Origin of the sequence: Candidatus Nitrospira allomarina (genome assembly GCF_032050975.1) — a bacterium.
Classification (GTDB): domain Bacteria; phylum Nitrospirota; class Nitrospiria; order Nitrospirales; family UBA8639; genus Nitrospira_E; species Nitrospira_E allomarina.
Genome location: NZ_CP116967.1, coordinates 2,683,481 through 2,704,452, shown reverse-complemented (window position 1 = coordinate 2,704,452; position 20,972 = coordinate 2,683,481). Strand labels below are relative to the sequence as shown.

22 protein-coding genes are annotated in these 20,972 nt (G+C 48.8%); 16 read left to right on the top strand and 6 right to left on the bottom strand.

All coding sequences use genetic code 11. The features are described 5' to 3' along the window. Nucleotides 1-192: 192 nt before the first annotated feature. The 8 genes from PP769_RS12010 (at nt 193) to PP769_RS11975 (ending at nt 7,297) form a co-directional block, all read left to right on the top strand. Nucleotides 193-492, top strand: a complete 300-nt coding sequence (locus tag PP769_RS12010) for an ArsR/SmtB family transcription factor (protein ID WP_312640373.1) — start codon at nt 193-195, stop codon at nt 490-492. 29 nt (nt 493-521) lie between these two features. Then, on the top strand, nt 522-1,367 hold the full coding sequence (locus tag PP769_RS12005; RefSeq protein ID WP_312640371.1) for a phosphate ABC transporter substrate-binding protein: 846 nt from the start codon (nt 522-524) through the stop codon (nt 1,365-1,367). Between the two features lie 19 nt (nt 1,368-1,386). Further along, entirely contained in the window at nt 1,387-2,211 is an 825-nt protein-coding gene (pstC, locus tag PP769_RS12000; protein WP_312640369.1) for a phosphate ABC transporter permease subunit PstC, read from the top strand. Continuing rightward, nucleotides 2,195-3,049, top strand: coding sequence for a phosphate ABC transporter permease PstA (gene pstA, locus PP769_RS11995; protein ID WP_312640367.1), 855 nt, complete (start codon nt 2,195-2,197; stop codon nt 3,047-3,049). The genes pstC and pstA overlap by 17 nt, the downstream gene beginning before the upstream one ends. Then, nucleotides 3,019-3,888, top strand: coding sequence for a phosphate ABC transporter ATP-binding protein (locus tag PP769_RS11990; RefSeq protein WP_312640364.1), 870 nt, complete (start codon nt 3,019-3,021; stop codon nt 3,886-3,888). The genes pstA and PP769_RS11990 overlap by 31 nt, the downstream gene beginning before the upstream one ends. 85 nt (nt 3,889-3,973) lie before the next feature. Next, a complete protein-coding gene (locus tag PP769_RS11985; protein ID WP_312640362.1) occupies nt 3,974-5,356 on the top strand; it encodes a porin in 1,383 nt (460 codons plus the stop codon). Nucleotides 5,357-5,629: 273 nt separating this feature from the next. Beyond that, the gene (locus tag PP769_RS11980; RefSeq protein ID WP_312640360.1) at nt 5,630-7,003 is read left to right on the top strand and encodes a porin; all 1,374 of its coding nucleotides are present in this window, start codon (nt 5,630-5,632) and stop codon (nt 7,001-7,003) included. 162 nt (nt 7,004-7,165) lie between these two features. Beyond that, nucleotides 7,166-7,297 carry a PhoU domain-containing protein gene (locus PP769_RS11975; protein ID WP_312640359.1) on the top strand — a complete coding sequence of 44 codons (132 nt, stop codon included), beginning with the start codon at nt 7,166-7,168 and terminating at the stop codon, nt 7,295-7,297. Nucleotides 7,298-7,467: 170 nt separating this feature from the next. Here the strand turns inward: PP769_RS11975 and PP769_RS11970 are convergent, their stop codons facing one another. Then, a complete protein-coding gene (locus PP769_RS11970; protein ID WP_312640357.1) occupies nt 7,468-8,184 on the bottom strand; it encodes a hypothetical protein in 717 nt (238 codons plus the stop codon). A gap of 186 nt (nt 8,185-8,370) precedes the next feature. On the opposite strand from PP769_RS11970, the gene PP769_RS11965 reads away from it, so the two are divergent. Continuing rightward, complete coding sequence (locus tag PP769_RS11965; protein ID WP_312640355.1) at nt 8,371-8,754, top strand: CBS domain-containing protein; 384 nt, start codon at nt 8,371-8,373, stop codon at nt 8,752-8,754. A 4-nt stretch (nt 8,755-8,758) separates the two neighbouring features. Continuing rightward, nucleotides 8,759-9,286, top strand: a complete 528-nt coding sequence (locus PP769_RS11960) for a phosphate-starvation-inducible PsiE family protein (protein WP_312640353.1) — start codon at nt 8,759-8,761, stop codon at nt 9,284-9,286. Nucleotides 9,287-9,967: 681 nt separating this feature from the next. Here the strand turns inward: PP769_RS11960 and PP769_RS11955 are convergent. Next, the gene (locus PP769_RS11955; RefSeq protein WP_312640351.1) at nt 9,968-10,285 is read right to left on the bottom strand and encodes a YtxH domain-containing protein; all 318 of its coding nucleotides are present in this window, start codon (nt 10,283-10,285) and stop codon (nt 9,968-9,970) included. A 538-nt stretch (nt 10,286-10,823) separates the two neighbouring features. Here PP769_RS11955 and PP769_RS11950 point away from each other — a divergent pair. Continuing rightward, nucleotides 10,824-11,129: a hypothetical protein gene (locus PP769_RS11950; RefSeq protein WP_312640349.1), complete on the top strand. Its 306-nt coding sequence runs from the start codon at nt 10,824-10,826 to the stop codon at nt 11,127-11,129. An 89-nt stretch (nt 11,130-11,218) separates the two neighbouring features. Here PP769_RS11950 and PP769_RS11945 read toward each other — a convergent pair whose 3' ends face one another. Continuing rightward, nucleotides 11,219-11,620 (bottom strand): TraR/DksA family transcriptional regulator, encoded by a 402-nt coding sequence (locus tag PP769_RS11945; RefSeq protein WP_312640347.1) that lies wholly within the window; start codon nt 11,618-11,620, stop codon nt 11,219-11,221. 728 nt (nt 11,621-12,348) lie between these two features. On the opposite strand from PP769_RS11945, the gene PP769_RS11940 reads away from it, so the two are divergent. Beyond that, entirely contained in the window at nt 12,349-12,897 is a 549-nt protein-coding gene (locus PP769_RS11940) for a hypothetical protein (protein ID WP_312640345.1), read from the top strand. 713 nt (nt 12,898-13,610) lie between these two features. On the opposite strand, the gene PP769_RS11935 is transcribed toward PP769_RS11940, so the two are convergent. Continuing rightward, entirely contained in the window at nt 13,611-13,946 is a 336-nt protein-coding gene (locus PP769_RS11935) for a hypothetical protein (RefSeq protein WP_312640342.1), read from the bottom strand. Nucleotides 13,947-14,696: 750 nt separating this feature from the next. Between PP769_RS11935 and PP769_RS11930 the strand changes: the two genes are divergently transcribed. The 4 genes from PP769_RS11930 to PP769_RS11915 all read left to right on the top strand — a co-directional run bounded on the left by PP769_RS11930 (nt 14,697) and on the right by PP769_RS11915 (nt 19,080). Continuing rightward, nucleotides 14,697-15,749, top strand: a complete 1,053-nt coding sequence (locus PP769_RS11930; RefSeq protein ID WP_312640340.1) for a cobalamin B12-binding domain-containing protein — start codon at nt 14,697-14,699, stop codon at nt 15,747-15,749. Between the two features lie 13 nt (nt 15,750-15,762). Continuing rightward, the gene (locus tag PP769_RS11925) at nt 15,763-17,241 is read left to right on the top strand and encodes an antibiotic biosynthesis monooxygenase (protein WP_312640338.1); all 1,479 of its coding nucleotides are present in this window, start codon (nt 15,763-15,765) and stop codon (nt 17,239-17,241) included. 464 nt (nt 17,242-17,705) lie between these two features. After that, nucleotides 17,706-18,002 (top strand): PepSY domain-containing protein, encoded by a 297-nt coding sequence (locus tag PP769_RS11920; protein WP_312640336.1) that lies wholly within the window; start codon nt 17,706-17,708, stop codon nt 18,000-18,002. A 418-nt stretch (nt 18,003-18,420) separates the two neighbouring features. After that, complete coding sequence (locus tag PP769_RS11915) at nt 18,421-19,080, top strand: response regulator (RefSeq protein WP_312640334.1); 660 nt, start codon at nt 18,421-18,423, stop codon at nt 19,078-19,080. Between the two features lie 108 nt (nt 19,081-19,188). On the opposite strand, the gene PP769_RS11910 is transcribed toward PP769_RS11915, so the two are convergent. Together PP769_RS11910 and PP769_RS11905 are read right to left on the bottom strand one after the other, a co-directional pair. Then, entirely contained in the window at nt 19,189-19,842 is a 654-nt protein-coding gene (locus PP769_RS11910) for a response regulator (protein ID WP_312640332.1), read from the bottom strand. 419 nt (nt 19,843-20,261) lie between these two features. Then, entirely contained in the window at nt 20,262-20,873 is a 612-nt protein-coding gene (locus PP769_RS11905; RefSeq protein ID WP_312640330.1) for a superoxide dismutase, read from the bottom strand. Nucleotides 20,874-20,972: the final 99 nt, after the last annotated feature.

Genomic DNA, 20,972 nt, shown 5'->3' with positions numbered 1-20,972 from the left:
TAGGGTTCACCTCGAGAGAAGTTTACGACCCGGTCCCCTCAGATTCTTCAGAATACATTCGGGCGGGAAACAAGACTTGCCAGACCTACCTGGCCGGTTGACCTTGACTCATAACGACCGTTCTTATTAAATTCTGTTCATATGAATATACATTCATTTATCTAGACTTCCCATTCATTATTTTCCCGTGAAATGAAAATCAAAAACACTTCTCCTTCCTGTGCAAGCAAATTAAAGGTGGTGTCAGATCCAACACGATTGGCGGTCCTTGAAGCTCTTATGTCCGGACAAAAAAATGTCGGGGAATTAATGGAACAATTGGACGTGGAACAAAGTTTATTATCCCATCATTTAAGCGTGTTGCGGGATAACGGCCTGGTGGAAGCCACACGGGAGGGAAAAACCATGATCTACACACTCCCGGACAATGTCGCCGATTCAACGAGTGGAAAAGCCATCAACCTTGGATGCTGTAAAATCTCTTTTGATTAAGATCGCTCCTGGATTGTTTGAAAAGACCTATGGTGAAAAATATTTCTCTTGCCGCCCTCCTTTTTGCAACCATAGGAGTCATCGCCCTCTGCACGATAGATTTGTCAGGTGAATCGCTTGCCCAGGCTGAAGGACACAAGCTTGTCATCACCGGATCCAGTACCATGGCTCCCCTGATCGCGGAAATCGGAAAACAATTTGAGACACGTCATCCGGATATCAGGGTCGATATCCAAACGGGAGGTTCTTCTCGCGGCATTACTGACGTCATGAATGGAGTCGCGGACATTGGGATGGCATCTCGTGCGCTTAAATCTCAAGAACACCAGCTGCATGGATCCGTCATTGCCCATGATGGCATCACCATCATCCTGCATCGATCAAATCCTGTTCAGGAATTAACCGATGACCAAATCAAGGCTATTTACACCGGGGGAATCACCCATTGGAACCAGGTTGGCGGGCCTGATGCACCCATTACCGTCGTGAACAAAGCAGAAGGGCGTTCCACCTTGGAATTATTTCTGGACTATTTCCAAATCTCCAATCGCGACATTCACGCTCATGTGGTCATCGGAGACAATGAACAAGGCATAAAGACCGTGGCCGGCAACCCTCATGCGATTGGATATGTCTCCATTGGAACAGCACAGTATGATGCTACCCACGGCATACCGATCCGATTATTACCCCTGCACCACATTCCGGCCACGATTGAAACGGTCCGGGAAGGCACGTTTCCCCTCTCGCGTCCCCTGACGCTTGTAACAAAGTCTCTTCCGACAGGACTCATTAAAACCTTTATTGATTTCGCGCGGTCCTCTCAGGCCAATGATCTCATTCTCAAACAATATTTCGTCCCGCTCCAAAGGTGAATTCCTGCTCTCGTGGAGTGTGCGCCTTCTCGCGTTGATGGCTGGTGGACTCTTGCTCCTGGTCGTAGCATTTCTCCTTTATGAATCCTGGCCGGCCTTGCAGGACATTGGTTTTGCGCGTTTTTTCCACGACCCCGATTGGTCCCCGAATGATGAATCGTATCGGCTGACGGCTATGATTTGGGGTACCCTTTTGACGACCGCCGGATCGGTTCTCCTCGCAGCGCCTCTCGGCATTCTGTCAGCCATCTTTTGTCACTTTTATGCCCCCCCTCTACTAAGCCGATGGTACCGACGCATGGTCGAACTCCTGGCAGGAATTCCTTCAGTCGTGTTCGGCTTCTGGGGTCTCATGGTTCTGGTCCCGATCATCGGCCGCTGGCACCCTCCAGGAACGAGTCTGCTGGCCGGCATCCTCATCCTGACGCTCATGATCATACCCACCATCATGTTAGTGGCCCTCGCGAGCATTGCCCACGTTCCCATCGCCTATATTCAGAGTGCCTCAGCCTTGGGACTCAGCCGAGGGTCATTAATTTGGCATGTAATTATTCCCACCACAAAAGTTGGACTCTTCACCGGTATCCTGTTGGGATTGGCGCGGGCGCTAGGAGAAACCATGGCCGTTCTGATGGTCTGTGGAAACGTCGTTCGCGCCCCGTCCCATCTGTTTGATCCGATCAGAACCCTGACAGCAAACATTGCCCTGGAAATGTCCTATGCGTTGGCCGATCACCGGGCCGCATTGTTTGTCAGTGGTCTTTTCCTTATGGGACTCGTCGTCCTGGTGGTCAGCGTGGCAGAGGGCTTGCGACATCGGAATTTTTATGTTCCGGCGAAGTAGATACCTACAAGAATATGGCACGACCGCGATTATCTGGATGGCGGCCACCCTGGTCGCCGTACCATTTTTCTGCTTACTAGGTGATTTACTCTGGAACGGGTTGAACCATCTGTCCTTCAGCTTCGTGTTCTCTGCTCCACAGAATGCGGGGCGGGAAGGCGGAATCGGCCCCATCCTCGTATCCACATTGTTGATTCTCGGAGTATGTATGGGAGTGGCCTTACCTCTGGGATTGGGGACCGCACTGTTTCTTGCCGAATACACCCGTCATGATCATGTCCTGGGCCGACTGATCCGAGGCTCACTGGATGTGCTGGCAGGCGTACCGTCAATTGTCTTCGGACTGTTTGGCAACGCCCTGTTCTGCCAAATCCTCGGATTGGGATTTTCCATTCTTTCCGGAGGGCTGACATTGGCCTGCATGGTATTACCTATTTTAATTCGCACAGTGGAAGAAAGTTTTCGCGCCATTTCCGATGAGCAACGATTATCCGCAGCAGCCCTTGGCCTTTCCAAGCCGACCACCATTCGAACCATTCTCCTCCCTGCGGCCATGCCAGGCCTTCTCGTGGGAGTCATTCTCGGACTCGGCCGAGCTATTGCAGAAACCGCAGCCTTGATTTTTACCAGTGGATACGTGGACCGGATGCCGGAATCGTTGATGGACTCAGGACGATCTCTTGCTGTGCACATCTACGACCTGGCCATGAATGTGGCCGGGGGCAATCCCCATGCCTATGCCGCCGCTCTCATTTTAGTGGGCCTTTTGTTCATCATTAATTATTTTTCTTCCCGGATGGCCACACGATGGATGTCATTCAATCAACTTCCCGCATAATCCCTGATCCCGACGAACGGTCCGGATTGAGAGCGTGGCTTCCCTACCCATCCACGAAACCCTGTTGTGACCCTATCCCCCATATTCGTGCGAAAAATCTTTCTATCGCCTATCAGGGTCGTCAGGTCCTTCAGAATGTCACTTTTGACATTCACCGGGGATGCATTACGGCATTAGTGGGGCCTTCAGGTTGCGGGAAAACCAGTTTTCTCACGAGCCTCAATCGCTTGACGGATTTGATACCAGGATGCCTGGTTTCGGGGAACCTGCACATGCAAAAACTGGATGTTTTCGCCCCGACGACCGATGTCCTTCAATTGCGTCGTACCGTGGGAATGATTTTTCAAAAACCCACCGTCTTCCCTTTTTCGATTCGCAAAAATCTGGAACTTCCCCTCCGTGAACACGGAACGTATGACCGCACGCTCCTGGCCTCCGCCATGGAAAATGTCCTCCAGCAAGTTGGTCTCTGGGAGGAAGTCAAAGACCGGCTCGACCATCCCGCTCAAGCCTTATCAGGCGGACAACAACAGAGACTCTGCCTGGCAAGAGCACTTGTGTTGGCGCCGGATATCCTTCTGCTTGATGAGCCCTGCAGTGCACTGGATCCCTTGTCCAGCGGAATCGTTGAAGATCTGATCGTCGCCTTGCGGGGTCATGTTACCGTCATTATTGTCACTCACAACTTGGCCCAGGCTCGACGCATTGCCGACCACATCGCGTTTTTCTGGTCATGTGACGGGATTGGTACACTCATCGAATATGACACCGCCCAAGCCATATTTGAGACTCCTGCACATGAACTCACCGCAGCCTATATTTCCGGTGCAAGAGGATAAATCTCTTGTGCCACACCTGTTAATATTGTAATTTCTCACTTCAACTTCGGTCTCCTTCCGTCACATTTCATTGGAGAACATAGGAATGAAACACCTGTTTTTGGCATTGCTATGTTACGGGCTGTTAGCCCATACCCAGGCCTGGGCCGTGGACCCTCTCTATGAAGACAGTCTGGAGAATGTGTTACTGGAAAAAGGCATCATTACCAAAGAAGATTGGGTCCGTATTCAGGCCGAGCAGGAAAAAAGAGAGCAAGAACTCAATACCCGTATGGACCAAGAATTTCCCGTTTCCGTGGAGTGGGGAAGAAGAGGATTTGAATTTGCAACCAAGGATGGCAAATTTGCCACCCAAATTCAATGGCGGTTCCAAGGACGTTGGTCCTATCCCACGGATTCAGATCCTATCTCTGCTGCAGACTTTAATGAAGATCCACAGAGTACCTTTGAACTTCGCCGGGTTCGCATGAAAATCGGCGGGCATGGCTTTCAACCCTGGATTAGATATTATTTCGAAATGAATTGGCAGTCCACTTCGGAATCCGGCAATTCCGGGGTCAGTCCTCAATTGCTCGATTGGCGGATCTCGCTCGAAAAATTTTCGTTCCTTTCCCTGCAAGTGGGGCAATGGAAAGTCGACTATAACCGGGAACGAAGAGACTCGTCCGGCAACCAGCAGTTCGTGGAACGATCAATCGTCAATGAGATCTTTACCATCGACCGACAGGTCGGAGCCATGCTCTATGGCCATTTGGCACCCGGTACGGTCTTTGACTCCCGGTATTATGCCGGCGTCTTTACCGGATCCGGCCGGGGAGAAGCCAACGACGACGCCAACATGATGTATTTCGGACGGTACCAATGGAACTTTTTAGGCCGGGATCTGAAATGGTCACAAAGTGACGTGGAATTTCATGAGCTCCCCACAGGAAGCCTCGCCTTTGGGGCCTACACCACCATCGGCAAATGTACGCGATGGTCCTCGAGCGGATGCGGCACGTTGCCCGAAGACAATTCCGCCGGTGTGCCCTATACGTCCGATTCGGCTGCGACAGCCGGGCAATACCGTGTGCAAGGCATGGTAGAGGAATTTGCCTTCAAATGGCGGGGGCTTTCCATTCAACATGAATACCATTGGAAAGAGGTCAAGGACGACAGTTATCCGGAAGGTGCGCCGGGCTATAAGACCAACATGATGGGGAGTTATTCGCAGGTCGGGTATTTCCCCCACTACCTCATTCCGGCGGTGCCCAAACCGTTGGAAGTGGCCTTCCGCTATGCATTTGTCGACCCCAACATCTCCGCTCCCGATGACCGGCGGCAGGAATACACGACCGCCATCAATTGGTTTTTTGCCGGGCATCGAAACAAGATCACCCTCGATGGCTCCTGGCTTACGCTGGCCCAGCCGGCAGGTCAGAACCAACATGAGCAACGGGTCCGCCTGCAATGGGACGTCTCGTTTTAAATATTTCGTCCATCGCTCTTCCTTCCACTTTCCTGCTTTCACACTTTCTCTGTCCTCTTACCGTCTTTGCTACTCCCACTCCTTCTTTAACGGACTCATCAAAATTCAACTCCCTCAGTAGACCGGCACACTGACACCCTCCTTTTTACCTCTCCTTGACCTCAACTTAACGCTTTCGTAACAAGCTCGGGGTAGTCTCCCTTCCATGATGCATGAAGTTTCCCACTCAATTTCGAACCATAGGAGCTTACTTTTTAAGGGGAGGTCGGTTGCATGAAAGTTTTCTGGTTGTTCACGACAATGGCGTGCCTTAGCTTGTTTTTTCAGCTGAATGTCCAGGCAAGTGACGCCCTGATTGATGTGTTGCGTGAAAAAGAGGTGATTACGAAAGAAGATTGGATCAAGATTGAGGCTGCAGAAGAGAAAAAAGCTGTGGAGCAACAAAAAGCATTTGACGATCAATTTCCCGTTGAGGTCGGTTGGGGAAATAAGGGGTTTGAATTTAAAACAAAGGATGGCAAATTTGCCACTCAAATTCAATGGCGGTTTCAGGGTCGCTTTACGTATCCCACTAACGGAGATCCGATAACTGCCGCAGATTTTAATGCGGGTCCTCAAAGTACTCTGGAACTTCGCCGGGTTCGCATGAAAATCGGCGGGCATGGGTATCAACCCTGGATCAAGTACTATTTCGAGTTGGACTTGCAATCCACTTCCAATGCCGGCGGGTCACCTGGATCGACCAGATTAATCGACTGGCGGATTAGCTTAGAAAAGTTCAAATTCCTCTCACTCCAACTCGGCCAATGGAAAGTCGACTATAACCGGGAACGAAGAGACTCGTCCGGCACTCAGCAGTTCGTGGAACGATCAATCGTCAATGAGATCTTTACCATCGACCGACAGGTCGGAGCCATGCTCTATGGCCATTTGGCACCCGGTACGGCCTTTGACTCCCGGTATTATGCCGGCGTCTTTACCGGATCCGGCCGGGGAGAAGCCAACGACGACGCCAACATGATGTATTTCGGACGGTACCAATGGAACTTTTTAGGCCGGGATCTGAAATGGTCACAAAGTGACGTGGAATTTCATGAGCAACCGACGGGAAGCCTGGCCTTCGGGGCCTACACCACTATCGGCAAATGTACGCGATGGTCCTCGAGCGGATGCGGCACGTTGCCCGAAGACAATTCCGCCGGTGTGCCCTATACGTCCGATTCGGCTGCGACAGCCGGGCAATACCGTGTGCAGGGCATGGTGGAGGAATTTGCCTTCAAATGGCGGGGGCTTTCCATTCAACATGAATACCATTGGAAAGAGGTCAAGGACGACAGTTATCCGGAAGGTGCGCCGGGCTATAAGACCAACATGATGGGGAGTTATTCGCAGGTCGGGTATTTCCCCCACTATCTCATTCCGGCGGTGCCCAAACCGTTGGAAGTGGCCTTCCGCTATGCATTTGTCGACCCCAACATCTCCGCTCCCGATGACCGGCGGCAGGAATACACGACCGCCATCAATTGGTTTTTTGCCGGGCATCGAAACAAGATCACCCTCGATGGCTCCTGGCTTACGCTGGCCCAGCCGGCAGGTCAGAACCAACATGAGCAGCGGGTCCGCCTGCAATGGGACGTCTCGTTTTAAATTTACCGGGACGCAAAGGCACTCCTCCTCTCGTCCCACAAAACAGGCCTCTCTCGGTTTTTAATATCCGGAAGAGGCCTGTTCTTCCATTGTCTCTATCGATGAAATGGAAACGCGCGCGATCTCCTACGACCAGACTGCGAATATCCCGGATACGACAATTTGTTTCAGCAACTGCTCCGCATCATGAGCAAGAAAACCAGGAACCTTCCAGACAGAACACAACGATTATTTATCGCTAAGGGGTTGGAACGTGCCGGCGATCATATGACGGATATTGCGGAGGAACTCTAATTGATGGTCACCGGATTTTCCTTGCAAGCCTCTCGTCCACAAATTAGACAACAGGCTTCATGAAGGGGGCGGGCAGCTTACCCAAGCACTCTCTACGCCTCAGAATCAGACCAAAGCCCCTCTCACCTATACCACCGTCACATGAGAGGAAAAACCTTATCGCATTTCCCTTAATTCTTCTGTGACGGGGAAGCGAGGGAATGCTTTAAAAAATCCCGATACCGAATGGCGGCTTGCCAGGGCTTGCCTTTTAAAAAGCTCCCGATTTCTCCATCGGCGGACTCCACCAAAAACTCCCGCGGCTCAAAAACCAGCAGACCCGGCTGAGGTTTTAATTGCTCAAGAGAATTGGTGCGAACCGCGTCTACGTCATAACTCGATCTCTGCGTATCCTGCCAGAGTGGAGTTTTAACGGAAAGATTGCTCACCACAACGTGGAAATTCCCCCCGGCTACATAGAATCCGCCCGAGGTGGTGATGGCAAAATTCTTTTCAAGATCATCCGTTTCAATTTCAGCAGTTTCGAAGAAGGTGACCATTTCTTCCGGAGTGGCTTGACTCAACCCTTTCACAATCAAGGGAGCAAAAAATTGAATTTCTGATGGGCTGAATACGGGATGCGTCGAGGAACTCCCGGAGGACGAACCACGGTATAGACCTGCTTTTTCCGCCCGGATGCCCTGCAAAATTTGAATCATTTCCTCGTTTGTGAAAGACACGGGATGATCATAGCCTTTTCCACCATAGGCATCCCGCATAGCCTGTAGCGCCACCACACGATTGGGAGTATCTAAAATTTTCAACGTTTGAAACTGGGGCGTCTGACACCCTCCCAAAAAGATCCCCCCCACCACCACCAGTCCCATCAACCTTGCCGATCGTTTCATACCGATATGCCTCCAATCAAACATATTCATCCGCCCTCCCTTTCCGAGGCATTCTACCCTAGACTTTCACCGCAAAAGGAGGGGGCCAGATGAAATGTTACACATGCGTCACATACTTGCGACACAGATTTAATACCAAAGCGGTACATTCCATCATGAACCTTCATATGAACAAAGGAGAAAACCATGGTACGAGTTGAACAGTTAATGACGAGAGAACTGGCTTGCGTGGAGTTCACCCAGGCGGTTTCCGTGGCCGCCAACCTGATGCGAATCCGCAAAATTGGAAGCCTGTTGGTGAAACGCGGGGAAGAGCTCGTGGGCATTGTGACTGAAAGCGATATCGTAAGAAAGGTCGTGGCCTTTCACTTCCCTGCAGAATATATCCAGGTCGGAGATATCATGAGCAGCCCCCTTGTTTCCATTAATGAATCGGAGTCGATCTTTGAGGCTGCCGGGATCATGCAGGCGGCTCACACGAGACATTTAGTGGTAGGCAATAAGGCCCAGGTGTTCGGGATGCTTTCGGTTCGCGATTTATTAGTTCCTGTTGCAAAGGATGAATTATAAAGACATGAAAGCTACGATTCCCTCTACCGATCCATCCTTGTTCAATAGCTCCTTTCAACAGTCATCCGCGTGGCTGGCCAAGGCGTTGGAGGCCGACCTGAATCATTTCTGGATGAAAGGCATCAAAGCCGTCCTGAGTTTATTAATTGTCACCATCCTCGTAGGGCTTGCTGGAGGTGTCCTGAGAATTTTTCTGAATTTGGAAGCCCTTTTCACGGAACCCCTTGAACAGGTCTTTCGTCAACTCATCGTGGACACATTGATTATTCTCGCGATTGTTGAGGTGTTTAAAACCACCGTCACTTATTTTTCCGAGGGACGGGTCAAAGTCACGTTCATTGTCGATACGATTCTCGTGGTCATGCTGACCGAAATTATCTCGAAATGGTTTTCGGAAGCCCATCTGGAGCAATGGATGATCCTGGGTGGAATATTAGTGGTATTGGCCATAATAAGAGTGGTCGCCGTTCAATGGTCCCCGACGCGAGCCGAAAATCCTCCGGAATATACGCCTATCCAACCATCTCACTAATTTTCGGGCAAAGCATGACGATAGTTCCCACCCCCTTCCCGGCCGAATGAGGGTCTGGCTGGCATCGCTATCCAGTCCTGTCGCAACCTTGTAATCAGGCATTTGGTCAAGTGATGCCACATCGATTCGCGACCTCCTGCAATATTCCCTATCGACGCTTACTCCACACCCCAGAAATCACACACTAAAAACCCAGCCAACAGGCATGCGCAAGACTTTCAATCAGCCCCACCGGACACATTCTCCGGTTGCAGGGAAAGGACGACACGACCATGCCGAATATGTGGCGAACTTCCGTGGAGGCCTGGTGATACTTAAGATGGATCAGGATCGACCGCGCTCAAATTGTTAGATCGACAAATGCGCGTATGAACACAAAACCAACCTTGGCACTTCCTGTTTTGTGCCTGGGTGATTTAATGAAATCAGGGGGTGCACCGCATGCAATTTTTGGGCACAAGGGCACAAGGAAGGACAGCGGGACTTCTATAAAATGTGCCATTACGTTTCACCCTGGGCAGAGCTCACTTGCCACACAAGACACAGATTTTGCTTTCCTAACACTAAGCAACAATGCATATCCCCGTGGCAAGACCACGGGGAAAAACAAATTTAATATCCACTATCAAAACAGGATCATTCTCCGACGTTTTTGAAGCACGCGACACTCTTGCCAATCCACTATACTTTGCTTTTTATGTCGTTCAACTCCTTACGAAATTCATCCATTCCCGCATGTACTGCATCTTGAATCGTCTCCTGAATATCTTCCCATCCCTTCCGAGTCCCGGACACGATGTCTTGGTACGTCTCAACGGTTCTTTCCTGCAGATCGTTCAAATCTTCTCCTTTTCGACGGACATAATCACGAATTTGACCACGTGATTCCCGCCCGGATTGCGGACATAACAAAAACGTCGTCACGGTTCCAATGATTATCCCCGTGATGAACACACTGACCATTTTTCCTGGTGTAGCATCTCTGTCGTATTGTTTCATGGAGTTTCCTCGGTAAATGTGGATAAATTTTGTCTGTAAAATTGGGGTACTCAAACCTGCCCCGCTTGAACCAAACAGATTGTACCGGAATCGCATAATCTGCCTAATAAATATCATGAAGTAACTTTTCTGTGAACGGACAAATCCAGTCCGACCTTGAGCAAGAAGTCCAGAAAAGCCCTTACGAAATTGTTAATCATTCAATCGTGAAGACATGCCTATGGGGCCAAAATCTCTCCGGGTGATACAGTAGAAAAGTGAGGGGGAATAATCGTTCGACCTCAAACATAAAGTTTCAAATGAGATTTCCCAATCCGGGAAGGCACGCTCAAAGGTCCCTCCTTACAAGCTGGTGTTTATTTGCTCAGGAAATCCGGAGTTCCCCTTTATTCTGGCGGAATCCCAGGGTCTTCGTCATTATCCAAAAGCCAGGGATCTATGCAGTTGTCATGAGGGAAATTCCACTCTAGGGTGACATTTAACATTAATGTTGGATGATCAACTTCACTTATGTACTTAACGAGTAAAGAGGTATGCCATGCCACCGACAACAAAAAAACCCTCTACCGCAGCCCATAAGGTCGAAAATGAAATTGCCCACATGATGAATCAATCGTCTTGTGATCGATGTGGAGGCCTCCTCATTAAGGGATACTGTTTGGATGTAGCCAACCCCGAAGGAGAATTGTGGATCACCACCAAACACTGTATACAGTGCGGCAATGTGATTGATCCGGTGATCCTAAAAAACCAAAAGGAACTGTTGCCCACCTCTCATCAAGCGGAGCGGGTGCCTCGTCCCCGGCCCTCGTATGGGGTGGCCATGCAGAGACGGAAACGCTAAATAAACAAACTTCTTGGATGCGCCTGAACACTGCTGCCGTTTCCTTAAGCTACCGCTCATCTCCACTATTCCTGTTGAGGTCCGGTGACCTAACCTCGCGCGACTTTTTCAAGTCCCTCGATCACATTCTGACAGTCAAAACAGGTTTTCGCAAAAGGTAAAGCCTTAAGCCGCGCATTACTGACCGGCTCTCCACATTCATTGCAAAACCCATAGGTCCCTTCCCGGAGGCGGGTCAATGCTTCATCAAGGTTCACCCTCATCCGGTGTCGAATTTCCAGCAATGAAAGGAGTTGATCAGCTGAACTATCACGGTAAGCCCTATCCTGATCATCCATACCCGGTTCCCCTCGCCACCGTTCCTGTTCATCACGACGCTGGAGAATCAGATCATCGATTTGTTTTTGAACTTCATTTTTCTTCTCTAACAACATCTGCCGTAGTCCTTCGTCTCGCCCTTCAGAAATAACCTCGTGAGCCATCTCCCTCATAACAGTAACTCCTTGTTTGCATGAGCCTTGTGTTATTGAAATGATACCGGCGATCCATCAGGACCTTCTTTCCGATTCATCCCATTGACCATTAAAACCCTAGATATATCTCCAGGATCAAAAAACTTCATCGGAATGTAATAGTTTTTTGCTCACCCGAACACTGCAAGGAACCCTGGAATAAACGTGAAAATACACTTGAGTCTTCCTTTAACTAAATGCATCCGTGTCCGCGAATCATACAGACATTTCACTGTAAAGTCGGACCGTCAGTCGGACCGTCAATGGTCTCCTGCCTGCCTAGATCTTTCGTCGGATAAAAGTTGAGAGCCGGGCTATTTTACCGGCAACCCTCAAGCCGGCCTGACATGATTTTGAAACAGGCTATGACATACGCCGGTTCAGTAAACCTTACTACCCTCAATCCGATACATGACCTGATGAGGATGGGATCGGCGCATGAAGCTTCCCTCCCAGGGTATTTGCCAGGTGCAGATGTATCACCATTTTGATGTAATTGGTCTGGAGTGGCCCCAAAAGACGTGCCGTCATTCCCCTTCCACAGGAACCCGGTCTGGCGCCTGACCGCTGCTCCATTGTCCTCTCATCGGACCGGACAATCCGGAGTGACCTGTGTATAAGGCCGGAAACTCCCGGCTGTCCGGCAGAGATGTTTTAAGTAACGGTAGTATCTTCCAACTTTAGAGCAGCACGTAGAAGGTCGGATCATGATTAAAAAACTACAAACGGTCCATTTACGCAAATGGAAAATGGTAGGAGTCTTTCTCGTAATTCAATTTGTGTTCTTTGGCTGTCGCACCAACCCTCCCGAGCCTCAGGTGCATGCACCGGGTCAAGATGTGCAACCGTCTTCAATCAAGAAATCGGATCTTGCGGGGACATGGGAATACCGTGATGAAAACGGTGCGTATTGCTTAACCCTCAATCGGGAAGGCCACGGCGGGTATGAATGGCAAGGGGGACGTTTGTTGACGACGAAACTCGATAACGGCCGGTGGCAAGGCAAATGGTACCAAACCCAAAACGATCGCGAAGGGGAGTTTGATCTTCGCCTGTCATCCTCCGGCAAACTGGCAGAAGGCCGGTGGTGGTATACCCGAATAGAAGACAACCATTCTCCAACTCAATCGGGGGGCCGCTTTTCATTGGTCCAAATGCCCTGTTCGCCTCAGGTCGAACGCAGTCTCCCATCAAATCCTCTGGCCGAGAATTCAAGGCATTCGCAGTCCTCCGCCACCTTCGCTGCTCCCGAATAACCTGGTGAATTTTTAACAGGTGGCCATTGAAGGTTTTGCTTTCTCACGGTTATGAGCAAAAAAGCCCTAATACTGGTCCATAAACTTGTTACGGGCTAATCCCTGATCCGAATTTTTTAAAAATTATTGGGATGATTGGTCTTTGGCTAGAGGATTCCAGGCAAACAATATTGAAGGAGGAAAAGAGGCTGGGGTATTTATGGGATGCTACAGAATACCATGGTCTGGAAATGATGTATTGGTGATTTTCTATTTTATTTTAACCGTCTATTAGGATCGCCGTTGGCTCATATGAAGGATGAGGAATCCTTTCCTATTGATGGAAGCATTACCCCGGCGATCACGTCTCGCCATTGAAATACCCACCGAACTTGCGAATCTCTTGCGTCAACAAAATGAAATTCTCGACTACCAACTCCTACATACCCTTAGCACACCTAATTGATGTTTACGACGAGGCATCTCGATATTTTAAATAACCCTCACAACTATCATGACCACACCGGCATTTTCCTACCGGAGCAGTAATCACATTTGCGCATTCTTCCGAACAGTACTCCTCACCCTCAGAATTCTGGCAGGAACAAGCGGGATGAGCGCAGACGGGACTTATCAAGAAAACCTCACTTTCTTCCAAACAACGGAGCCTAGGTTAATTTCAGGGGTGGGTTCTCCAAGGTTCCCTAATCCCGAAATTTTTCTTATTATGTCTGTCAGTTTTCCGTTTTTGCAACCTTTCTGACAGAGGTAGTTATTCCCTCCGGAGATATGGCGACCTCGATGTAATCTCCTTTTTCAAAGTCGGCAGAAGATTCCCCGCTTTTTCCCGGCATGGGAACGCGAACGACTTCTCCGTCTGATTTTTCCATCACGAGAGTCAACCGTTCTACTTCAATGACCCGGCCTTCCACTACTCCCGACGCAACAGGAGCCACTTCCTTTTGGTCAGGTGCAGAGGCATGACTATGATAAGGAATCACGCCCGGTGCCACCACGAACAGGATCATCGCAACACCCACAAATGAACCGTTCCATTTCTGTCTTCGCATGAGCTCCTCCTTTCAATTTTGATCAACTGAATATATAGCCCAACCATTGCCGATGAAAATCTGGTCAATTATGAATGAAGATCCGGTCTTCCTCACTAGATAAACTTTCCATTTACAACGGGCATATATCCATGCAATGAAAGAGTCTGAACAGTGAATCGTTACCGGCATCGGAATGTATAAAGCGAAGACTGTTTTCCAAATATTCTTCATGCAAATCCGTCTATATTCCGCAGTCTCAACACGTTCGGATGGTTGACCTAATGATTGCCATCACCCTGGTTAAGTGTGGGGCGGAACCGCCAACAGGGGCCTGCGAGCCCTGAACCTGTTCCGCATCGGTGGGCACTTGAACCTCCATGCATATGGCCTCAACCATTGGCTGATACATTTACCCACGTCATCCTCTGAAGAACTAGGTTTTTAAGTGAGATGAAATCCGGGAGCGTCCAGAGCAATGGGGGCCCGACCTTCAGGCTGTCCGTGTAAGGCTTTCCTTGGGTGTTCCATGAGTTTTACCATTTCAGCCCTATACAACCTTTTCATTTCAAAGGAATTACTAGTTTTTGATGATCACCCCACCCCAGGTTGAACATGCTGTCTGGCAGAGCTAAACTGGCAAAGTTGCATCATTTTTTCTGGCATGATTCGTACACCTACACCACTCACTCTGTAAATCTTTCTCGTATGCTCATTATTTTCCTAAAGTAATGAGTCATTTATGCTTTCCATGATCTTTTCCCCATTTTTATGAAAGATGTCAACAATAACGACCGACACCGGCTGGCAGAAAAATTGAAGTTCCTTGAAGGGGATGTGATTGAAGTTATTACGACACAGTTCTTTCAACATCATCCCGAGACAGGTGGGTATGGAGAATCAGGGAAGGCACACTGTGCCACCGACGCCCATTACCACTTGACTTTTCTCAGAACGGCCATTGAATTTGGAACGGAGGAAACTTTCAGACAATATGTACGTTGGACAACCAATGTGCTCCAGGCAAGAAATATTTCCCAGAGTTTACTCCAGAAGTTTTTGCATCAAATCTCTCATGCATTGGAGCCCCATCTTACCGATTCCGAAAAAAAGGTCGTGCGGGCCCATTTAATAGAGAGCCCTCATGAGTCTCTACGACCGGAAGCTCCCCCGGCCCCGCACCCACGCTCTCCGTTAGCATTGCATCAGGAGGTCTTTCTTCAAGCTTTATTGGCCGGAAATCGCCATGCTGCCGGAACGATTGCGTTCGAGGCGTTTTCAATGACCGATTCTCTCTCCGATGTCTACGTAGAACTCTTTCAAGAATCGTTATATGAAATCGGCAGACTCTGGGAATCCAACCGTATCTCGGTCGCCCAAGAACACGTGGCTACGGCCATCACCCAATATGTAATGGCCAACGTCTATCCCCGCGTCAAACCTGCACAACCTTTTCAAGGGAAAGGGATCATCACCGGTGTGGAAGGTGAACTCCATCAAGTCGGATCCCACATGGTGGCGGACCTGCTCGAATCGCAGGGCTGGGATATCCGGTTTTTAGGTGTCAATATCCCCCACCAGGCAATCCTTCAAATGATCAAGGAATTCCGGCCCACACTTGTGGGTATTTCCGCGACGATGGTTCTCAAGGTCCCCATTGTGAGAGATTTGATCAACGATATCAGAACCCATTTTCCCCCGGAGTATACCCCTCGCATTCTTGTTGGCGGATCCGCATTTCGATCACTGCCCGATGTCTTTCGAGAAATCGGGGCGGATGGGTTTGCGTACGATTTACGCTCTTTAACGTCCCTTTTGGCATGATGGGAACACAATAATGGTGCTTGTTATTTCACGATTTAAGGTCGCAAACGGGTTGGAACGGGACGTGGCCAAAGCCTTTCAAGAACGTCCCAGGTTGGTAGAGGCCGTTCCGGGATTTTTAGGAATAGAAGTGTATAACCCTCCCACCGATCCAAGTATTTTTCACCTGGTGACGCGTTGGACCGATCGTGAAACCTTTCACGCCTGGCACAAAAGTCCCGAACATCGCCTTTCCCACGAGATGCTTCCCAAGGGCCTCAAGTTGGATCCTACCATCACTCAAATTCTTGAACTGGAACGTCTTCCTCCCCGTGAAGAACAAGGTGAGCTTCAAGATTTTCTAGGTGATTCCATCTTGCTCCTTGAAGCGTTTCTCAATCAAACAGATACTATCGTGTATTGTGTGATCAGTCCCGATGGACGAATTCTGGTCTATAACGACGTCCTGTTACATAAACTCAATATATCCAAAACAGAATTTGATACCAAAACCATCTGGGATTTTCTCACCACAACGGACCAACATCGCCTTCAGGATGTTCTTGAAATTGGGATTTCCAACTCCCACGAGCGGGTCCAGCTCAATTTTATCGATTCGTCTCACAATCCCCACACATTCGACTGCTTAGTCCAGAAAACCTCTTCTCGGGCGATCATTTTAATCGGGGAAGAACCGGAAAAGTTCAACCAGCGGGCGTTCGTGGAACTTATGCAGATTCAAAATGAAATGACGGTCAAGATGCGAGAGGAGGTCAAAAGCGGGAACCGGCTGTCTGAAAATAATTCATATTTAAATCAGCTGGTCACCGAACGGACAAAAGATCTGGTGTTCCATCAGGAACAATTGCGGGCCATGTTGGTGGAATTGGCTCTTGTCGAACAACGTGAACGCCAACATTTGGCAAATGAATTACATGATTATCTTGCCCAGATGCTCATTGCCTGTAGGCTCAAGCTCGTCCAAATTGACCCAAACACCATCACTCCGGCCCATTCAAGGCTCATTCAGGAGGTTGACGGTATAATCGATCAATCATTGTCTTTTACCCGAACGCTGATCTCGGATTTACACCCCGCCATATTGCACCAGCAGGGATTAATGGCCGCACTCCAATACCTCATTGCGGATATGCAACGCTTTGGTTTAACCGTGTCGGGTCCTGAGGTCGTCCCCTCGGTGCAGGTTGCAGAAAATATTAGCATCGTGGTTTACAAAACCGTTCGGGAGTTACTGTTTAATGTCCTGAAACATGCAGGAGTCGCAAACGCATCGATTTCTTGGGAATGTCCTTCGGAACGAGAGCTACTCATAAGGGTGTCGGACCCCGGAGTCGGGTTTAATCCCGAAGTCAAGCAACTCGAACAGGAACAAGGGCATCTGGGCCTCTTCTTTTATCGCGAACGCATCAAGGCCGTAAAAGGACACTTAGATATCATTTCCTCTCCTCAGAAGGGCACAACCATCACCATCTCGATACCATTGTCTACCTAGCTATTCTTCATCTGCCTTTAAATCATTCAGGGCGCGTTGAACAGTAAGCCTGAGGGTCCTGGCCGGCATGGTCGTGATCACCCTCCTCCTTCGTACGCTCCCATTCGTCCATGCAGATGCAGCCGTGTTAAACGAACCTTTTTGAGCACTCCATAAATTCTTCCCGACTGGTCTGACACCCATTTCCCACAAATGACGATGGAAAGGCCAAATATTCGACCTACTCCACCCCCTCATCCACGTGTGCTCCAGCACCGAAGCCATTTATAACTCCTTGGGAAATTCTGGATGTTTTCTCCAACAGAATGGCTAAAAGTTCTATTAAAAAAGCCACCTGACTGGGAAGACAACATCAGGTGGGATGCCGCTCTTTTGTCTAATGCGACAAACATTCGGGAAGGGCATACTCGAGCGTAAGTTCTGCGCTAGGTCTGATCATCATATTCACAACAAAGGAGTCCGTTATGAAGAATCGTTTAATTCTCAGTCTCACGTTCGCCACGTGTCTTCTGCCCGTCAGCTCGGCTTTTGCCTTGTTTGGTGATGACAAAGCCGAATTATTGAAGGGCACTCAAATCACACTTGTCGAGGCTGTGGAAAAAGCCATGACCACGGTGAAGGGTAAGGCTGTGGATGCCGAATTGGAAAAAGAGCACGGCAAGACTGTTTTCGAAGTGAAAATCGTTGACGAAAATGAAAAGACCAGAGAAGTCTATGTGGATGCTCATTCAGGAGAAGTCGTGAAGATTGAAAAGGAGTAATCCTGTTCCGTTTGAGACTGCAAGCCTCACGATGCTTTCATCATCATGAAGCGAATCATGGAGGGGATTCCCCTCCATGATTGTTTCATTCCCCCGGTTTAAGATGGCCATCCCTGACTCTCTCTCTCTCTCTCCCTCAATGCGCGAATGAAATGAATAGAGGTCTCCCGCATCGGACACGAACCTGGAGCAGTTCTTAAGGAGGTAAGGAATGGAGATTCCGCCACTCTTCATAGTCCGCATAAACCAGGTCAATACAAGGGTTTTGTCTAGTTGGCGACTGAGCCACCGCTGGCTACAGTAAGGTACTTCGCGTAACGGAAAGAAGAGTATGGAGAAGAGACTAAGGGGGACATGTTAAAGTAGGATGTTCCTTTGACACAGGGAAGACTTGTAACTTACTGGACTTGTTTACCGCATGAATACAACCAAGCGAGCACGATTATTCCTTGTTGACGACCATATTCTTGTTTTAGAGAGCTGCAAAAAACTGCTTGAACCCCATCATGACATCGTGGGGGAGGCCAATAGTGCAAGCGATTTGGTCAGCCAAATCCGGCAAACCAAGCCCGACATCCTCCTCATGGACATCTCAATGCCTGACCAAAACGGGTACGAAGCTGCTCGGATGTTAAAAACGATATGTCCATCCATTAAAATAATTTTTGTGTCCATGCATTTAGAACCTACTTTTATCATGGAGGCGTTTCGTAGCGGCGGAGAAGGGTATGTCCCGAAGCAAACGGCAGGGAACGAGTTATTATCAGCGATTAACCAGGTTCAGGAAAAACAGAAATACCTCTCTCCCTTAATTCCTGAGGAGGTACAGAATGCGGTTTTTGCCCAAATGGATGGTATGCCGGGCACCGAACTTTCCGGAAAATTGACTCCCAGGCAGCAGGAGGTATTAAGGCTCGTGGCTCAAGGCTTCTCGGCGAAAGACATAGCCAACTTGTTGAACATTTCTCAAAGCACGGTCGCGTTCCATAAGATGCAAATTGTGCAGGCCCTTGGCCTTCATTCCAAGGCAGATCTTACGAAATACGCGGTTAAATTAGGGATATCTCCCCTTGACTAGGATGAGGAGCGCCCACTAAAGCTAAATGGCATTGACGAGCGCGGTGATTTTTTTAATAGAGGTGAAAACGGTTCAGAAGGAGAAATGAGTCTCAAGAACTTCCGGCTATCAAACAGAAATTATTCCATTGGAAATAGCATATTTCGTGAGTTCGGAGGCCGTTTTGAGTCCCAACACTTGCATAACCCGCGTCTTGTGAAATTCCACGGTTTTGACGGCCAGATTTAATATGACCGCAATGTCTTTATTGGATTTTCCTTCAGCAACCAATTGAAGGATTTCTATTTGTCGCTGAGTCAATGCGGGACCCTCTTCCTGAGGGGGTTTTTTTGAATTGGAAGAGGGATTCAGTGCTTGACTGACAAGACCCTGGGCAATTGAGGGAGAAACGTAGGTGCGTCCCTGGTACACTTCCTTAATGGCAAATACTAATTCTGCCGTCGCAGATTGTTTTAAAATGTACCCCACCCCACCGGCCTTGAAGGCCTCATGGACAAAATGTTCCTCGGAATGCATGGTGAGAAAAATTAATTTTGTTTGGGGTTCACATTTTTTTATTTGTCGGGCGGCCTCCAAGCCATTCAACAGTGGCAATGAAATATCAATGATCGCAATGTCCGGTGTATGTTTCTTGACGGCTTTCACTAATGCATGACCGTCTACAACCGTCCCCACCAGCGTGAAATCAGTTTCCAGCAGTTTGGTCAGTCCCTCACTAACCAGGACGTGATCTTCAGCTAAAAGTACCCGCGCTTTACTCATGTCAAAAAAAAGAATGAAAGTGACATTATTAAAATGGAAACCCCAGGAAGGACATTATGAAAGAATCAGGTAAATAAGTCTACAACAAACAATTCGATGGGTTCCAATTCGGCAAACCCCTGTGATCCACCGAGGGGATTAGCTCCTTAAGGGTTGCTCACCTGTGCTGTGGATCAGCAAATCCACGCTTCCTTGACACTACGCATGATAACGAAGAAGGGGAAAGGACTGAATTTTTGGTATAGGCGGCCGTGTTGGGAGAGGAGTGGGTGGTCCCGGTGGGTCAGGAATAGGGTTTGGAAGAGGTCCAGGATTAGGAAAAGGGTCAGGATTAGGATTAGGATCGGGTTGCGGTATAGGAGAATGCCATCGAACATCAAAACTTGGCAGACAGAGTCCATTGTCTATGGGATTCTTCATCATCGACCCTCTAAGCGTTTGGCAACCACATCCCAATGAACTTGGGAGAGAAAACGTTCAATATATTCGCCTCGTTCCGAAGGTTGAAAATCCAACAAATACGCATGTTCCCACACGTCCATCACTAAAATAGGACGAAAACCTGCAATATTGCCAAATTCATGAAGGCTGATCCAATGGTTGGAGAGCCTGCCATTTTCCGGATTGAGATTGCATACAGCCCAGCCGACTCCCCGCATCTTCCCTACGCTTGAAAAATCGGTTTTCCAGTTTTCAAAACTCCCAAAACTGCCTTCAAGCCCTTTCAGCAGGGAATCCTGTCCTTGGGGAGCTTTGGAAGCTTGGGAGGTCATATTCTCAAAATACAATTCATGGAGAACCATCCCATTATATTCAAATCCCAGCCGCCGGGTGAGTTCAGAATACGCCGGCATTTCCTCCTGATCCACTTGTCCGTCAATTAAAAACTCCCCGATTTGCTTGGTCAGAGAGTTGGTAGCTTTCACATACCCTTCATAAAGCTTAAAATGCATCTCTAACGTCTTATCTGAAATACCGTCCAATCCTTTGAGCTTGAAATCTTTGACCGGATAATCTTTACTGGGTTTCATACGCATAAATTCCCTCAAACCATATCCAACAATCGGCTCCAATCTTTTCTAGAAACAGATTAGGGAAATATAAGAACCAGCGTAACTGGAAAAAACCCT

What these genes read in the sequence shown, in the direction of transcription:
- PP769_RS11915 (WP_312640334.1), top strand. Translation starts at nt 18,421, where the DNA reads ATGAATACAACCAAGCGAGCACGATTATTCCTTGTTGACGACCATATT.
- PP769_RS11985 (WP_312640362.1), top strand. Translation starts at nt 3,974, where the DNA reads ATGAAACACCTGTTTTTGGCATTGCTATGTTACGGGCTGTTAGCCCAT.
- PP769_RS12010 (WP_312640373.1), top strand. Translation starts at nt 193, where the DNA reads ATGAAAATCAAAAACACTTCTCCTTCCTGTGCAAGCAAATTAAAGGTG.
- PP769_RS11965 (WP_312640355.1), top strand. Translation starts at nt 8,371, where the DNA reads ATGGTACGAGTTGAACAGTTAATGACGAGAGAACTGGCTTGCGTGGAG.
- PP769_RS11905 (WP_312640330.1), bottom strand. Translation starts at nt 20,873, where the DNA reads ATGAAACCCAGTAAAGATTATCCGGTCAAAGATTTCAAGCTCAAAGGA.
- PP769_RS11935 (WP_312640342.1), bottom strand. Translation starts at nt 13,946, where the DNA reads ATGCGAAGACAGAAATGGAACGGTTCATTTGTGGGTGTTGCGATGATC.
- PP769_RS11980 (WP_312640360.1), top strand. Translation starts at nt 5,630, where the DNA reads ATGAAAGTTTTCTGGTTGTTCACGACAATGGCGTGCCTTAGCTTGTTT.
- PP769_RS11910 (WP_312640332.1), bottom strand. Translation starts at nt 19,842, where the DNA reads ATGAGTAAAGCGCGGGTACTTTTAGCTGAAGATCACGTCCTGGTTAGT.
- PP769_RS11945 (WP_312640347.1), bottom strand. Translation starts at nt 11,620, where the DNA reads ATGAGGGAGATGGCTCACGAGGTTATTTCTGAAGGGCGAGACGAAGGA.
- PP769_RS11960 (WP_312640353.1), top strand. Translation starts at nt 8,759, where the DNA reads ATGAAAGCTACGATTCCCTCTACCGATCCATCCTTGTTCAATAGCTCC.
- PP769_RS11920 (WP_312640336.1), top strand. Translation starts at nt 17,706, where the DNA reads ATGAAGAATCGTTTAATTCTCAGTCTCACGTTCGCCACGTGTCTTCTG.
- PP769_RS11940 (WP_312640345.1), top strand. Translation starts at nt 12,349, where the DNA reads ATGATTAAAAAACTACAAACGGTCCATTTACGCAAATGGAAAATGGTA.
- PP769_RS11950 (WP_312640349.1), top strand. Translation starts at nt 10,824, where the DNA reads ATGCCACCGACAACAAAAAAACCCTCTACCGCAGCCCATAAGGTCGAA.
- PP769_RS11970 (WP_312640357.1), bottom strand. Translation starts at nt 8,184, where the DNA reads ATGAAACGATCGGCAAGGTTGATGGGACTGGTGGTGGTGGGGGGGATC.
- PP769_RS12005 (WP_312640371.1), top strand. Translation starts at nt 522, where the DNA reads ATGGTGAAAAATATTTCTCTTGCCGCCCTCCTTTTTGCAACCATAGGA.
- PP769_RS11990 (WP_312640364.1), top strand. Translation starts at nt 3,019, where the DNA reads ATGGATGTCATTCAATCAACTTCCCGCATAATCCCTGATCCCGACGAA.
- PP769_RS11925 (WP_312640338.1), top strand. Translation starts at nt 15,763, where the DNA reads ATGGTGCTTGTTATTTCACGATTTAAGGTCGCAAACGGGTTGGAACGG.
- pstA (WP_312640367.1), top strand. Translation starts at nt 2,195, where the DNA reads ATGTTCCGGCGAAGTAGATACCTACAAGAATATGGCACGACCGCGATT.
- PP769_RS11955 (WP_312640351.1), bottom strand. Translation starts at nt 10,285, where the DNA reads ATGAAACAATACGACAGAGATGCTACACCAGGAAAAATGGTCAGTGTG.
- PP769_RS11930 (WP_312640340.1), top strand. Translation starts at nt 14,697, where the DNA reads ATGAAAGATGTCAACAATAACGACCGACACCGGCTGGCAGAAAAATTG.